This is a genomic window from Stackebrandtia nassauensis DSM 44728, assembly GCF_000024545.1.
GTDB lineage: Bacteria > Actinomycetota > Actinomycetes > Mycobacteriales > Micromonosporaceae > Stackebrandtia > Stackebrandtia nassauensis.
Window position 1 is genome coordinate 3074341 of record NC_013947.1, and the last position, 13921, is coordinate 3088261.

Genomic DNA, 13921 nt, shown 5'->3' on the forward strand with positions numbered 1-13921 from the left:
GTTTGGCCGGGTCCGTAATGACCTGTTAAGGACTGTGGCCGACCACCGCGTCCGCCGGAATCGTAGAGTCGTGGCAATGAGCGCTTCTGTCACTCGCCTGGGAATCATCGGCGGCTCCGGACTGTACGAGCTGCTGGACGACCCGCGATACGTCGAACCCGAAACCCCCTACGGCCCGGCCAGCGCCCCGATCGCGCTGGGCCGGTTGTCCGGACGCGAGGTCGCCTTCCTGCCCCGGCACGGCGCCTCGCACGAGCACCCGCCGCACCGCGTCAACTACCGCGCCAACCTGTGGGCCCTGGATTCGCTGGGCGTCACCCGCGTCATCGGGGTGTCGGCGGTGGGCAGTCTCGACCCGGCCATCGAGCCGGGCACGCTGGTGGTCCCCGACCAGGTCGTCGACCGCACCCACGGCCGGGATGGCACCTATTTCGACGGTCCCCGGGTGGCGCACGCGTCCTTCGCCGATCCGTACTGTGTGGCCGGACGCGAACTGGCCGTGGACACCGTCCGCTCCCAGGGCTGGCCGATGCGGGACGCGGGAACCCTGGTCGTCATCGGCGGCCCCCGGTTCTCCTCGCGCGCCGAATCGCTGTGGTACCAGGCGCAGGGCTGGTCCATCGTGGGCATGACCGCGATGCCCGAAGTGGCGCTGGCCCGGGAGCTGGGACTGTGTTACGTGCCGTTGTGCCTGGTGACCGATGTGGACGCCGGGGTCGCCGTCGGTGAGGGCGTCACCCAGGAGGAGGTCTTCGCGGCCTTCGCGGCCAATATCGCCCGGATCCGGGAACTGTTGCGCGATCTGGTGGCCAAGGTGGGCGACGGACCCGACCGCGCCTGCGCGGCCCTGAAACCGCAGCCACTGTGACCAGGAACCCCTCAGGGTTCTTTCAGGTTTTCTCCCGATGACGGCGCCCGGTCCCACCTGGTATTCATGAGTGGAATCCGCCCGAATTCGCAGGAGGCGACCACGATGACGGCAACGGCCGCGACGACCGACGCCGACCCGATCGCCGGTCACGTCTCGGCTCTGCGCGCGCAGCTGTACGGCCCGCGCGCCGCCAAGGCATCCATGCTGCGCGAGGTCCGCGACGGCCTGACCGACGCCGCCGAGGGTTACCGGGCCGAGGGCACACCGCCGGACCGGGCGGTGGAACTGGCGATCGAGGAGTTCGGCGACCCGCGCGAGATCGCCGGTGGCTACCAGGTGGAACTGGCGGCCCGGCAGGCCCGGTTCGCGTTGGCGTTCCTGGCGGTCCTGGGTCCGATCCTGGAGGTCTCGTCGCGGATCCTGTGGTCGAACTCGCCGCGCACCACCAAGCCGGTGCCCGACGCCGCGTTCGTGATGGCGCAGTTGCAGGACATCGTGTCGTGGACGGCCAGTCTCGGCGCCGCCCTGGCGCTGGTCGTGTTCGGTCTGGGGGCGCGCTGGCTGGCGTTTCGGGTCGCGTTCGTACGCGCGGTCGCCTACGTGCTGCTGGGGAAACTGGCCTTCATGATGATCGCGGGCTCGTTCTTGACCAGCGCGTTCGACCCCGGCACCCCGAAGGGCGCCGCGGGCATCTTCGGCATGGTCTTCGGGCCGATCACGCTGGTGGCGGGCACCTGCATGATCTGGCTGGCGTGGCGGTGCCTGCGGGTGGCCAGCCGGGCCAAGGCGCTGGGAGCCGGATAAGTCGTCAAGAAAACTTGACGTCAAGCAATCTTGACGCAATACTTGGCCCATGCCGACGCCAGAGGACCTCGAAAGCCACCACACCCTGCTGACCGCCGTGGCCCGCTACGACCAGCTGCGCAGCCGCGACGCCCTGGCGCCACCGGTCACCGACACCGACGAGGCCCTGCCGCGAAACGCCGACGACCCGCTCCCGCTGTCGGCGGCCGAGGCGCTGGAGATGCTGGCGCTGGGGGAGTTGATCGCCCGCAAGGCCGGGTACGGACGACAGCTGGGCGTGCGCACCGCGCGGGCTGTCGGCGCGTCGTGGACCCAGATCGGCGCGGCGCTGGGCACCAGCAAGCAGGCCGCCTGGGAGTCCCACACCCGTTGGCTTTCCGAGCAGTTCCCCGAAACCGAGGCGGTCTGACGATGAACGACATCCACCCCTACCGGATCGACATCCCCGAGTCACGGCTGGCGGACCTGCGCGACCGGTTGGACCGCACCCGCTGGCCGCACCAGCCCGCGGGGGTGGGCTGGGAGTACGGCGCCGACGTGTCCTATATGCGGGAACTGGTCGAGTACTGGCGCACCACGTACGACTGGCGCGGTCACGAGAAGCTGCTCAACTCGTATCCCCAGTTCACCACGACGATCGACGGGGCCGATGTGCACTTCATCCACGTCCGGTCGCCCGAGGCCGGGGCGCTGCCGCTGATCATGACGCACGGCTGGCCCGGGTCCATCGTGGAGTTCCTGGACGTGATCGGGCCGCTGACCGACCCGGTGGCCCACGGCGGCCGGGCCTCCGACGCCTTCCATCTCGTACTGCCCACGATCCCGGGCTACGGTCTGTCCGGACCCACCCCGGACACCGGCTGGACGGTGGAACGCATCGCCGGTGCCTGGGCGGAACTGATGCGTCGGCTGGGTTATGACCGCTACGGCGCGCAGGGCGGCGACTGGGGCTACCCGATCTCGCACCAGCTGGGCATCCTCTTCTCCGAGCGCGTGGTCGGCGTCCATCTCAACGCCCTGGCCACGCCCCGGCCCGACGACGCGGAGTACGAGGCCCTGACGGCACAGGAGCGGGAACGACTGGACGCCGTCGACCGGATCACCTTCGATCGGACCGGCTACTCCCACCTTCAGGCGACCCGGCCGCAGACCCTCGCCTACGCGCTGACCGACTCCCCGGCCGGGCAGCTGGCCTGGATCGCCGAGAAGTTCAAGGAGTGGACCGACAGCGACACCGTTCCCGAGGACGCGGTGTCGCGCGATCGGTTGCTGACCAACGTGATGCTGTACTGGCTGACCGGCACCGCGGGATCCTCGTCCCACATCTACCTGGAGACGATGCGCTCGGGGACCGACCCGTACCTGCAACCCACCGCCACGCCCACCGGCGTCGCGGTCTTCGGCGGCGACCTGGTCAAACCGGTGCGCAGCCTGGCCGAGAAGGCACACAACATCGTGCACTGGTCGGAGTTTCCTCGCGGCGGCCATTTCGCCGCCATGGAGCAGCCCGAACTGATGGTCGCCGACGTCCGCGACTTCTTCGGCGAGCTCGCCGCGCGGTGAGCCTGCCCTAGTCGGTGCCCAGCACCGATCCGATGGTGCGGGCGGTCTGCCGCCACTGTCCACGTTGCGCGGCCAGTTCCTTGGTGCCCGCGCCGGTGAGGGCGTAGGTGCGGCGTTCGCGTCCGCCCACATTGCTCCAGCTGCTGCGCAGGTACCCGGCACGCTCCAGACGGCGCAGTGCCGGATAGACGGTGCCGGTGGGCACGTCGAGCTCGCCGCCGCTGCGCTGTTTGAGCGCCTCGATGATCGCGTAACCGTGGTGGGGTTCGGATTCGAGGACCGCCAGCAGCATGGCGTCCAGGTGTCCACGCAATGTGTCTGCCCTCATGCGTAGTAAATCTACCGGTAGTGAGACGAAAATGCCAGTTCTACGGCAGATTTGCATATTGCGTCTGTCGACATGTAGGCTCACGACATGTTGCTCACCTACATATCAGAACGAGGCGGGTCATGACCGCCGTCGACGTGGCCCGGCTCCAGTTCGCCGTGACCACCTCCATCCACTGGATGTTCGTCCTGGTCACCCTCGGCCTGGTCGTGGTACTGGTGACGCTGCAAACCCGCGCCGCCCTGACCCGCAACCCGGTCAAGCGCGCCCTGCACTTCCGCATGACCCGCTACTGGGGACTGATCTACGTCATCAACTACTCCGTCGGCATCGCCTCGGGCATCATCATGGAGTTCCAGTTCGGCACCAACTGGTCCGGACTGTCGCATCTGGTCGGTGACGTCTTCGGCGCTCCGCTGGCGGTCGAGACCCTGGTGGCCTTCGTCGCCGAGTCGACCTTCCTGGCACTGTGGATCTTCGGCTGGGGCAAACTGCCGGTCTGGATCCACACCCTGCTGATCTGGCTGGTCGCCGCCTCCGCCTACGCCTCCGCGTTCTGGGTACTGGTGGCCAACGGGTTCATGCAGAACCCCACCGGCTTCGAACTGACCGACGACGGCCGCGCCAACCTCACCTCGGCCGCGGCACTGTTCAACAACCCCAGCACCATCTGGGCCTTCGTGCACATCCTCGGCGCCGCGCTGACCGCGGGCGGCGTCATCCTCGTGGTCGTCAGCGCCGCACACCTGTTCCGCCGCAAGGAGAAGGACTTCTTCACCCGGTCGTTCCGGCTCGGCTACCTCATGGGGCTGTTCGGCATGATCTGGGCGTTCGGCACCGGCTGGGCCCAGTACGGCTTCGTCAACCAGATCCAGCCCGCCAAGGAACTGGGCAAAGGACTGGGTGTCGAGCCCGCGTTCCACATCATGATGCTGACCGCCGAACTGGCCACCCCGATCATGCTGCTGCTGTCGCCGATCGTGATCTGGAAACTGCCCGCCAAGCTGTGGTTCTTCATGCCGCTGTTCTGGCTGGCGCTGCCGTTCCCGTTCGCGGCGGCCATCGCCGGATGGGTGTTCCGCGAAATGGGACGCCAACCGTGGATCGTCTACGGCGTCCAGAAGACCGAGGACGCCGTCAGCGACATCGGCGTCACCACACTGTGGACATCGTTCTGGCTGTTCACCGTCCTGCTCGGCCTGCTGCTGCTGACCAACTGGTGGCTCATCACCCGTCACGCCGTGCGCGGACCCAACCGCGAGATCTTCGGCATCGAACCCGACGCCGGTTACGGCAAACCCGCGGCCGCACCCGCGCCCGTCCTGGAAGGAGCCAACCGTGGCTGAACTGTTCTATGTGCTGCTGGGAGCCGTGTTCGCGGGCTACTTCGCCCTGGCCGGATACGACTACGGCGTCGGGGTGCTGCTGCGGCTGTGCGGCAGGACCGACACCGAACGCCGCCTGATCCTGGGCGCGCTGGGCCCGTTCTTCCTGGGCAACGAGGTGTGGCTGGTGGCCGGGCTCGGCCTGCTGCTGGCCGCGTTCCCGCTGGCCGAGGGCGCCCTGCTGACCGGTCTGTACCCGGCGCTGTTCCCGCTGATCGCCGCGATCGTCCTGTTCACCGCCGCGGTCCAGATCCGCAGCCGCGCCACGTTCGCGCGTCCACTGTGGGACCTGCTGATCGTGGGGTCGGCGGCGCTGATCTCCTTCGGCTGGGGCGCGTCCTTCGGCCTGGTGCTACAGGGAATGCCGGTGCGGTTCGGGCCACTGCCCATCATCACCGGCGCGCTGACCACGGCACTGTTCACCATGCACGGTGCCAGCCTGCTGGCTGTGCGCACCCCCGATCCCATCCGCGGCCGCGCCGCCCTGATCGGCTCCCGGATGACGTTCTCGGCCGTGGTCCTGGTCATCGCCGCGGCCCTGACCGCCGCCGTCAACGCCCACGCCGTCAACCAGCCGGTCATCGCCGCCATCGGCGCGCTGGCACTGATCGCGGTGATCCTGGCATCGCAACGACTGCGCCGCCGCAACCGTCCCGGCCTGGCCCTCATCGCCACCGGAACCGCCGCGACACTGCCGATGATCATCGCCGCGGCCGCGATGTACCCGTACCTGTACGTCGACCTGGACGCGGCCCACTCCCTGACCCTGACCCAGGCCGTGGCGGCGAACTCCTCACTGGACTTCCTGCTGGCCACCGCGGTCCCGGTACTGCCGGTGCTGCTGGGATTCCAGGCCGCCACCTGGTGGATCTGGCGCGCCAGCCCCACCAAACCCGGCTTCTACTGAAGCGTCCACGATCGCGACACCTTGTCCGGATATCCTTCGGGGGCGGGGGCAGCACGCACGTGGTGCCCCCTCTTCCCGCCCGGAGGACGCCATGACCGACCCCACCTCGCCCCACACCGGCACCCAACCGGTCGTGCCGATCTCGCCGACGTATCCCGGAGTCGCCGTCCCGACCGCCCCCCGACCGGCGGGCTCGACGGCGGTGGCGCTGATCATCGCCGGACTGGCCACGGTGCTGCTGGTGGCGGTGGGCGGCATCATCCTGTTCACCACAACGGACGGACCCTCCGGCCAAAGAGGAGTCTGGAACGGCCCCATCGCCTACCCCGAGGGAATGGGGGACGGCACCTACCACGACGTCGTCTTCGCCGGGGAGACCGTGTACTTCCGTACCACCTCGCAGGACCGCAAGACCTGGATCACCGCCGCCGACGCGAAGACCGGCGCCGAGAAGTGGAGCCTCGACGAGGGGCTGGCGGTCGGCGAGGAGTACTCGGTGACCTATATCGACCCCGGTCAGGACGCGCTGCTGGTGCAGGAGACGGCGTCCTCGTCCACCAACGCCTTCCTGGTCGACGCGAAGACCGGCAAAGCCCACGAACTGACCTCACAGGACTCGGGAACCTACCACCGCATGATCGGCGGTGTCCCGGTCCGCACCACCACCGGCGGCGACATGGAGGTCCTGGACGCGAACGGCGACAAGATCTGGGACGCCAGCATCGACGTCGGCTCCGGCGACAACACCGTCGCCGTGGCGAGCGCCGACAACCTGGGCGACCTGCCCTACGCCGGTAACCCGATCGACGCGAAACAGCTGCTGACGGTGGGATACGACGGATCGGTGAAGATCCTCGACAAGAAGGACGGCAAGGTCGTCACCGAGAAGAAGTCGGCCGTGACCGAGGGCTCGGTCGCGCTGCTCGCCTTCGACGACGTCCTGTACGCCAAGACCACCAACGACGACCGCACCCGCGAGACCATCACCGCCTACGACATGAAGGACGACTTCGCCAAGATCGACAGCTGGAAGGGCGAGAAGGGACAGACCTTCACGCAGCTGTCGCCGTGCACCGCGAAACTCATGTGCGCCAGCGGTTACTGGACCAGCGAACCCACCCGCTCCGGCAACGCCGTCATTGATCTCAAGGAAGGCGTCGTGTGGAAGGCGCCCGAGGACAAGGAAGCCTCCTACGCCTCCATCAGTTTCGTCGGCGACACCATGGCGGTGGCCTACTTCTCCAGCTACAGCACCGACAGCCCCATCGAGACCCAGCTGTACGACAAGGACTTCAAGGAGATGGGGGAGATCCTCCAGGGCTGGTACACCGCCGCCGACGACAAGGTCTTCGCCGCGGTCAGCGCCTCGGACTACACCAGCGCCGAGGCCAAGGTGTACGACGCCGAGGTGTCCATCGTCGAGGCCGAGGACGGCCGGGTGTCCAAACTCGACTCCTATCCGGCCTACCCGGGTTGTGAGATCGCCGGGCCGAATCTGGCCTGCGCCACCGAACCCGGATACCGGCTGTGGAAGTACCGGGACTGAAGCTGGCTCAGCCCGCGGCCTTGCCGGTGCGCCAGTAGCCGCAGAACATGATGTTCTGCTTGGGCACGCCGTTCTTGACCCAGTGCCTGCGCAAACCCGTGGGCAGCTGCTGTTCCCCGACCACCCAGCCGTAGAACGGTTCGGCGGGCAGCGGGAGTTCCATCGCCGCGGCCAGCGCCAACCGGCCCGGTATCTCGGATGATCCGTCGCGCGGCAGCCACGTGACCGCGACGCCGTCGGGTGCTCGCAGTTCCTGTTCGTCGGCGGCGTCGGGGATCTCGAGGATGGCCTGCCCCGTGACGTCGGCGTCCAGGCTGGCCAGGATCCCGGCGGCGGCGGGCAGCCCGGACTCGTCGGCCACCAGCGTCACCCGACGCAGCGACGCGTCCGGATTGAAACCGCAGCCCTCGTCGATGACCGCCACCGGATCGCCGGTCTTGCAGTTCTGCGCCCAGGTCGCGGCCGGTCCGGCGTCGTCGCCGTGGCCGTGCACCACGAAGTCCACATCGAGCTCCGGGCCCTCGGGCCGGAAGGCGCGCACCGAGTAGTTGCGCAGGACGGGGCGATCGGTCTTGGCGATGCGCAGGTACTTCAGGTACATCGGCAGGTTCACCTTGGTGGCGTTGGGCAACCGGCTCAGCGAGTCGTCCGACACCGGGATGAACAGCCGGAACCACTGGTCGAACCCGAGGTACTTAAATTGCCCGATGTCGCCGTCGCCGAGCGTGACCCGCACGAAGTGCGGCGAAATCCGCTGACTGCGCAACACCCGCAACGTCACCAGCTGGGCGGTCTCGGGCTTGACGCGGGTGGAGGTCATGTTGGTGCGGGCCATGGCGGGTTCCTTCGACTCCGGGGGTGGAAACCCCGCCATCCTAACTTAGGTCAGCCTTACCTAACTTCCCTGTGTTCCTTCGAAATGCTTCACGATCGTGTCGGCCACCCACCCCGGCTCCCGCAACGGCGGCAGATGATCCACCCCCGGCATCCACACCAGACGACACCCCGGGATCCGTTCGGACGCCTGCACATTGCTGTCGATCAACGCCGACAGATCCAGATCACCCACCATCAGCACCGTCGGCGCCGACACCTCACCCAGCCGATCGAACACCGGCGGCTCCTCACCGAGGAACTCCGCCTCGGCCAGCCACCCGGCCGCCGCCGACTGCAACTGCCGCCACGCTGGCAGGTCCTCCTCGCTGCGCGCCCACAACCGCATCCCCAGCAGCGCCAGGCCGTTGACGTCGGCGGCCTTGATCAGCGCCTCCATCTCGGCGTCGGTGTCGTCCTCGGGCCAGTCGAAGCCCGGAAAACCCGGACACAACAACACCAGGCTCTCCACCCGCTGTGGCTGCTCCACCGCGAAGGTCGACGCGACCCCGCCGCCCATGCTGCAACCCACCAGCCGCACCCGATCCAGTCCGAAGTGCTCCACAACGGACAGAAAATCCCCGTAGTACGTGAACGCGGCGGCGGGCTTGGGCGACCGCCCGTACCCCCGAACGTCATAACGGATCACCCGGTAGCGAGCGGTCAGTCGCGGCAGGATCGGCTCCCAGATCCGCGAATCACCCACCCCTGGATGCAGCAACACGACCACGGGCCCGTCGGTGCCCGAGTCGTCGGCCCAGATGTGTCCACCCTCAACCGGAATCAGTACCTCATTCATGATCATCACTGTAGCCGCGACGCGGTGCCCTCGCCGGACACCGCGCCACGGCCACCGCCGTTCACGTCGCGAGCCGAGGAGTGGTCTGCGCCAAGGCCACCCGCCACTGTCCCTCCTCCTTGGACAGCAACAGTGTCAACGCTCCCGTGCTCGGAAACCCCGCGTCCGCCTCGTCCTTCTCGTCGCGCTCATCGTGGACGTTCTTGATCGCGCTGACCAGCGCCACGTCCTCGCGCACGAACCGGACATCCTCGATGTCCAAGGTGGTGCGCACCTGCGCCAGCGGCGACGCCAACGCGGCGGTCATCGCCTGCGCCAGCGCCTCCTTGCCCAGCACCCGCCGCCCCGCGATGTTGACCACGATGGTCTCGTCGCGGTGCATGGCCAAGAACGGTTCCGGCTCGGTCTGGTGCTCCTGGTACTCGGCGAAGGTGCGGTGAATGGCCTCGATCTCGGTGTTCATGACGGTTCCTCTCGTTCAATCGGAGCGCTTTGCTCCGTTTGAACGGTAATGCGGAGCGATTCGCTCCGCAACCCTGACCGCTATGACTCGCGCGACACCGTCACTTGAGCCGCCACAGGACGATTTCGTCATGGGTGTTGGCTTCGAGAGAGGTGTTGACGGCCACCGCCTTGCCCGTGGTGCTGAACGCGACGTGATAAGCCTCTTGTGTGGAGAGGGTGAGGAGTCTGTCGCCCGTTTCCACGCTCCACAGTGTGGTACCTGGAGGCTCCTCGAATTCAAGGTTCACGATGGCCAGAACCTTGCTGTCGGAACTAAAGCTGAGATCGAAACAATCGACCAGCCTGTGGGAGTCGACTTTGTCGCCGGTCCGGACCTCCCAACGTGAAACGGTACCGCCGCAGCTGGCAGTGATGAGAGTCTTGCCGTCCGGGCTGTAGGTCACGGTGCCACCGTTGACGGTGAAGCTTGAGATCTTGTCGCCACTTCGCATGTCCCACAACTCGGCCCTGAAGGGGTCATCGAGGTCGGCGCGAGAGGGAGTGACGGCGAATGTGGCGCTGTCGGGGCTGAAGGTGAAATCGATGGCGTCTTCCATGTCGAGATGCATGATCTCATCTCCTGTAGAGACTTCCCACAGCCTGAGGCCGTCGTGGGGATTGTTGCCAATGGTGGCGAGCGTCTTGCCATCGGGGCTGAACGCCAGATCCTCACTGTCGTTTTTGGTGATCGTGGCGATCTTGTCCTCAGTGCGGACGTCCCACAGCTGCACCCCGGTTTCTTCGCCCGCACATCCGCCGGTCGCGAGGAGCTTGCCGTCCGGGCTGAATTCCTGGGCACAGGGGCTGGTGCCCTTCAGTTCGGCGACCTGCTCACCGGTGTCCACATCCCACAGTTGAGTGTTTCGGCTGTATCCGCTGCCGGTGGCCAGGAGCTTCCCGTCCGGGCTGAATGTCAACGCGTTGAGTGTCTCGGGCGGGTCGAGGGTGCGTTCGTCGGCTATGGCGTAACTGGGCAAAGCCGCCTCGCTGGGCGTGCCGCCGCCGTCGAGCACACCGGATGTGTGCTGCGGCCGCAGCACGATGACGGCCGCCAAAGCCGCGACCACGATGACACACAGCGCGGCGACGGCGCCGACGATGACACCGCGCCGTCGCAGCAGCGGCACGGGCGGCCGGGGCGGCGGGACATAAGCCATCGGCGCGCCATTGGGCCCCACCTGGTTCATGACCGCGGGCGATGCGTCATCCCGCCCCGAGCCCAGTTCGTAGCCGCCCACCTGGCGAGCACCACCGTCGCGCAACAACGCCATCGTCCACCTTCACACAAGAGATGCGTTCGCATGTAGACCAACAACGCTATGGCCCACCCACCGGGACCGGTCCCGAGCAAGCATCACGAACGCGTCGAGCCTCCAGGGCGCACACGCCGAACGCGAGCCTCTCGGGCCGCGCGACACACATCTACACTTCCCAACATGACGCCATTCCGCCGATGCCCACGGCGCCAACGACTCGTCTCCGTCATCGCCGCGACAATGCTCGCGGTCAGCCTCGCTGCCTGTAGCGGTGCCGAGGAGGGATCGTCAAGCGACAACGAGAACGCGGCCAGCAAGGCCGCCGCCTCCGCCAAGGACGGCACCGACTACGACGCCTGTGGTGACGGCCGCTGCGAGGTCGCCGTTTCCAAGAAGGTCGAGTTCAAGGTGGACGGTGGCGAGACCAAGAAGAAGATCTCGGTGACGGACATCTCCACAAAGGAAGTGGCCGTCGAGTGCACCTTCGGATCCGCTGGCAATGGCGGTGAGGTCTCGGCGGTCGTCGCCGCGGGAAAGGAGTCCGCCCTGGGATGCCAGGACCTCGACGTGCGGATATCCGATGTCGCCGACGGCACCGCCGTACTCACCTTGTCACCCGGCGACAACCCCCTGGGCTGATTCGCCCGACGGATTCACCCCACCAACGCCTCGACCACCCGCGCCACCCCGTCGGCATTGTTCGACCCCGCCCGGCCACTCGCCGCCGCGACTGCCTCGGCGTGCGCGTCCGCCATCGCGAACGAGCGTCCCGCCCAGCTCAGCATCGGCACGTCATTGGGAGCGTCCCCGAACGCCACCACCCCCTGTGGACCCACACCCCGTCCGGCACACCACCTCTCCAACGCCGTCGCCTTCGACACCCCCGCGGCACACATCTCCACCAACCCACTGCCACCCGAATGCGAGACCTCCACCCCGTCCACGCCCGCCGCCCTAACCGCCGCCACCATCTCGTCGGCCCGCCCCGCCGCGTCATGCATCAACAACTTCACGATCTGATCCGCCCTCACCAGCACCTCCTCGAACGAACCCACCCGCTGTCGCCGATGCCCCACCGAATCCACCCACCCATACCCGGGCTCGGCCAACACCGTGAACCCCGTCTCCACCGCGAACGCCGCCGACGGCACCACCGCCCGCAACGCCTTCACCACCACCGCGGCCACCCCGGCATCCAACGCCCGCACCGACTCCACCCGCCGCTCACCCGGCACATAGGTCAACCCACCGTTGGAACAAATCGCCGCGTCCACCACACCCCCGAGCTCCCGCCACTCATCGAAAACCCGGGGCGGGCGCGCGGTCACAGCGACCACTGCCACACCCCGGGCCCTCACCCGGCCAAGCGTCCGCACCGTCCTTGCCGACACCCGTCCCTCGTCATCCAACAGCGTGCCGTCCAGATCGGTCGCGATCACCTCGATGTCCACGCCGACCAGTGTTACCGCCTTCGCCTCACTCGACCAGCAACCGGGCGTAGTTCTTCATCGACCGCTGATACCGCGGCAGGTGATCGGCCATGGCGATCAACAGAATCGACACCGCCTCCCGCTCCCTGCCCAACGCGGTCAACGTCAACGCCATCACGCACCGCAACGCGTCGTCCAACTCATCCGACCCGGCCTCCATCTCCGCCGTCAGCAACCGCAGACTCTCCTCCGGGTGCCCGACATTGCGCAGCGAACTGGCCAGCTGAATCACCGCCCGCCGCCGCCGAATCCCGGTCAACCCGTTCTCCAATGCCTCCCGGTACAACGGCACCGCCTTGTCCGAATGCCCGGTCGAGTCAAACGAACACGCCCGCTCAAACGCCGCGATACCGGTACCCTTCGGCACTTTCGCGGCGTGCTCATCCACCAACGCCACGAACACCTCCGGCTCATACTCATCGATCGCGGCCCACAGCTCGTCGTTGCGCTTCTCCCACTCGGCACTCGGCAGCGGATACGTCGCGTTCATGTCTTTCCTCCATCACCTCGTTGGTGAGCCCATCGTGTCGCCCCGGCTATCCTCAACCAAGAGATTCGCCCACAACCGAATCTTCACCACCACGGGAGGCCCCACCATCGCCATCACCCTGCGCTTCAGCCCCGCCGACCTGCGCCGCACCCGCTTCGCGATCTCCCCGGCCTTCGAAGTCCTGTCCGCGATCCGCGTCCTCACCGGCCCCCAAAAACCCGGCGAACACCACCGCTGGCTCGAATCCGTCCGCCGCCGCGCCACCACCCTCGACCTGCGCCCCATCACCCTCCTGCAACCCCGCCGGGGCTACACCCCCGACTTCCTGTCCCCACCCCCGTTCGAAACCGCCGCCGACTTCGCCACCGAACTGGTCCGCATCGCCGCCACCCCACCCGCCCGCGTCCACACCGAAATCACCCGCTCCCTGGCCGACACACCCGGCGCCGCCGACTCGGCTCTAGGCCGCTCCCTCCTCGCCGACCCCGCCGCCACCCTCGACCGCCTCACCACCCTCATCCACGACGCCTGGCACCACCTCGTCCAACCCGTCTGGCCCCGCATCCGCGCCCTCCTGGAAGCCGACATCACCTTCCAAACCCGCCGCCTGGCCACCGGCGGCCTCGACCGCCTCCTCACCGAACTCCACCCCCGCCTGACCTGGCACGACAACACCCTCACCCGCACCCAAGGCGACGACGAACACCGCGACCTGTCCGGCGAAGGCCTCATCCTCGTCCCCAGCGCCTTCAAATGGGACCAAGTAGTCGTAGTCCTCGACGAACCCTGGCAACCCACCCTCATCTACCCCGCCCGCGGCCTCGGCACCCTCTGGCACACAACCCCCGGCACCCCCCAAACCCTGGGCACCCTCATCGGCCGCACCCGAGCCATGATCCTCACCGGCCTCTCCTCCCCAGCCACCACCACCTGGCTGGCCCACCGCTACGCCCTGGCCCCCGCCACCGTCTCGGGCCACCTGTCCGTCCTCAAAGCCAACGGCCTCATCACCGGCACCCGCCAAGGCCACGAAATCCGCTACCACCAAACCCCCAAAGCCGAGACCCTGCTCGAACCTTGACTTGAGCAGGAACGCGGCGGTGAA

General features: G+C 67.6%; 16 protein-coding genes. 9 read left to right on the forward strand and 7 right to left on the reverse strand.

Annotation, left to right across the window (positions count from 1 at the left end; all coding sequences use genetic code 11):
- Positions 1 to 76: 76 nt before the first annotated feature.
- The 4 genes from SNAS_RS14410 to SNAS_RS14425 all read left to right on the forward strand — a co-directional run bounded on the left by SNAS_RS14410 (position 77) and on the right by SNAS_RS14425 (position 3238).
- The gene (locus tag SNAS_RS14410) at positions 77 to 868 is read left to right on the forward strand and encodes an S-methyl-5'-thioadenosine phosphorylase (RefSeq protein ID WP_013018170.1); all 792 of its coding nucleotides are present in this window, start codon (positions 77 to 79) and stop codon (positions 866 to 868) included.
- Positions 869 to 973: 105 nt separating this feature from the next.
- The gene (locus SNAS_RS14415) at positions 974 to 1675 is read left to right on the forward strand and encodes a permease prefix domain 1-containing protein (protein ID WP_013018171.1); all 702 of its coding nucleotides are present in this window, start codon (positions 974 to 976) and stop codon (positions 1673 to 1675) included.
- A gap of 49 nt (positions 1676 to 1724) precedes the next feature.
- Positions 1725 to 2084 carry a hypothetical protein gene (locus SNAS_RS14420; RefSeq protein WP_013018172.1) on the forward strand — a complete coding sequence of 120 codons (360 nt, stop codon included), beginning with the start codon at positions 1725 to 1727 and terminating at the stop codon, positions 2082 to 2084.
- Between the two features lie 2 nt (positions 2085 to 2086).
- On the forward strand, positions 2087 to 3238 hold the full coding sequence (locus SNAS_RS14425; protein ID WP_013018173.1) for an epoxide hydrolase family protein: 1152 nt from the start codon (positions 2087 to 2089) through the stop codon (positions 3236 to 3238).
- 7 nt (positions 3239 to 3245) lie between these two features.
- Here SNAS_RS14425 and SNAS_RS14430 read toward each other — a convergent pair whose 3' ends face one another.
- A complete protein-coding gene (locus tag SNAS_RS14430; protein WP_013018174.1) occupies positions 3246 to 3566 on the reverse strand; it encodes a PadR family transcriptional regulator in 321 nt (106 codons plus the stop codon).
- Positions 3567 to 3688: 122 nt separating this feature from the next.
- On the opposite strand from SNAS_RS14430, the gene SNAS_RS14435 reads away from it, so the two are divergent.
- From SNAS_RS14435 to SNAS_RS14445, 3 genes are all read left to right on the forward strand, one after another.
- The gene (locus tag SNAS_RS14435; protein WP_013018175.1) at positions 3689 to 4912 is read left to right on the forward strand and encodes a cytochrome ubiquinol oxidase subunit I; all 1224 of its coding nucleotides are present in this window, start codon (positions 3689 to 3691) and stop codon (positions 4910 to 4912) included.
- Complete coding sequence (locus SNAS_RS14440) at positions 4905 to 5858, forward strand: cytochrome d ubiquinol oxidase subunit II (protein ID WP_013018176.1); 954 nt, start codon at positions 4905 to 4907, stop codon at positions 5856 to 5858. Before SNAS_RS14435 ends, SNAS_RS14440 begins: the two co-directional genes overlap by 8 nt.
- Positions 5859 to 5949: 91 nt before the next feature.
- Positions 5950 to 7404 (forward strand): PQQ-binding-like beta-propeller repeat protein, encoded by a 1455-nt coding sequence (locus tag SNAS_RS14445; protein WP_013018177.1) that lies wholly within the window; start codon positions 5950 to 5952, stop codon positions 7402 to 7404.
- Positions 7405 to 7411: 7 nt separating this feature from the next.
- Here the strand turns inward: SNAS_RS14445 and SNAS_RS14450 are convergent, their stop codons facing one another.
- The 4 genes from SNAS_RS14450 to SNAS_RS14465 form a co-directional block, all read right to left on the reverse strand.
- Entirely contained in the window at positions 7412 to 8239 is an 828-nt protein-coding gene (locus SNAS_RS14450; RefSeq protein WP_013018178.1) for a siderophore-interacting protein, read from the reverse strand.
- Between the two features lie 60 nt (positions 8240 to 8299).
- Positions 8300 to 9076 (reverse strand): alpha/beta fold hydrolase, encoded by a 777-nt coding sequence (locus SNAS_RS14455; protein ID WP_211207392.1) that lies wholly within the window; start codon positions 9074 to 9076, stop codon positions 8300 to 8302.
- A gap of 61 nt (positions 9077 to 9137) precedes the next feature.
- Positions 9138 to 9539, reverse strand: a complete 402-nt coding sequence (locus SNAS_RS14460) for an SgcJ/EcaC family oxidoreductase (RefSeq protein WP_013018180.1) — start codon at positions 9537 to 9539, stop codon at positions 9138 to 9140.
- 100 nt (positions 9540 to 9639) lie between these two features.
- Positions 9640 to 10851, reverse strand: coding sequence for a WD40 repeat domain-containing protein (locus SNAS_RS14465; protein WP_013018181.1), 1212 nt, complete (start codon positions 10849 to 10851; stop codon positions 9640 to 9642).
- Between the two features lie 165 nt (positions 10852 to 11016).
- Between SNAS_RS14465 and SNAS_RS32775 the strand changes: the two genes are divergently transcribed.
- Complete coding sequence (locus tag SNAS_RS32775) at positions 11017 to 11475, forward strand: hypothetical protein (protein ID WP_144300493.1); 459 nt, start codon at positions 11017 to 11019, stop codon at positions 11473 to 11475.
- A gap of 14 nt (positions 11476 to 11489) precedes the next feature.
- On the opposite strand, the gene SNAS_RS14475 is transcribed toward SNAS_RS32775, so the two are convergent.
- Together SNAS_RS14475 and SNAS_RS14480 are read right to left on the reverse strand one after the other, a co-directional pair.
- The gene (locus SNAS_RS14475; protein ID WP_052305004.1) at positions 11490 to 12287 is read right to left on the reverse strand and encodes an HAD family hydrolase; all 798 of its coding nucleotides are present in this window, start codon (positions 12285 to 12287) and stop codon (positions 11490 to 11492) included.
- 25 nt (positions 12288 to 12312) lie between these two features.
- Positions 12313 to 12816 carry a tetratricopeptide repeat protein gene (locus SNAS_RS14480; RefSeq protein WP_013018184.1) on the reverse strand — a complete coding sequence of 168 codons (504 nt, stop codon included), beginning with the start codon at positions 12814 to 12816 and terminating at the stop codon, positions 12313 to 12315.
- Between the two features lie 34 nt (positions 12817 to 12850).
- On the opposite strand from SNAS_RS14480, the gene SNAS_RS14485 reads away from it, so the two are divergent.
- The gene (locus SNAS_RS14485; protein WP_013018185.1) at positions 12851 to 13897 is read left to right on the forward strand and encodes an ArsR/SmtB family transcription factor; all 1047 of its coding nucleotides are present in this window, start codon (positions 12851 to 12853) and stop codon (positions 13895 to 13897) included.
- Positions 13898 to 13921: the final 24 nt, after the last annotated feature.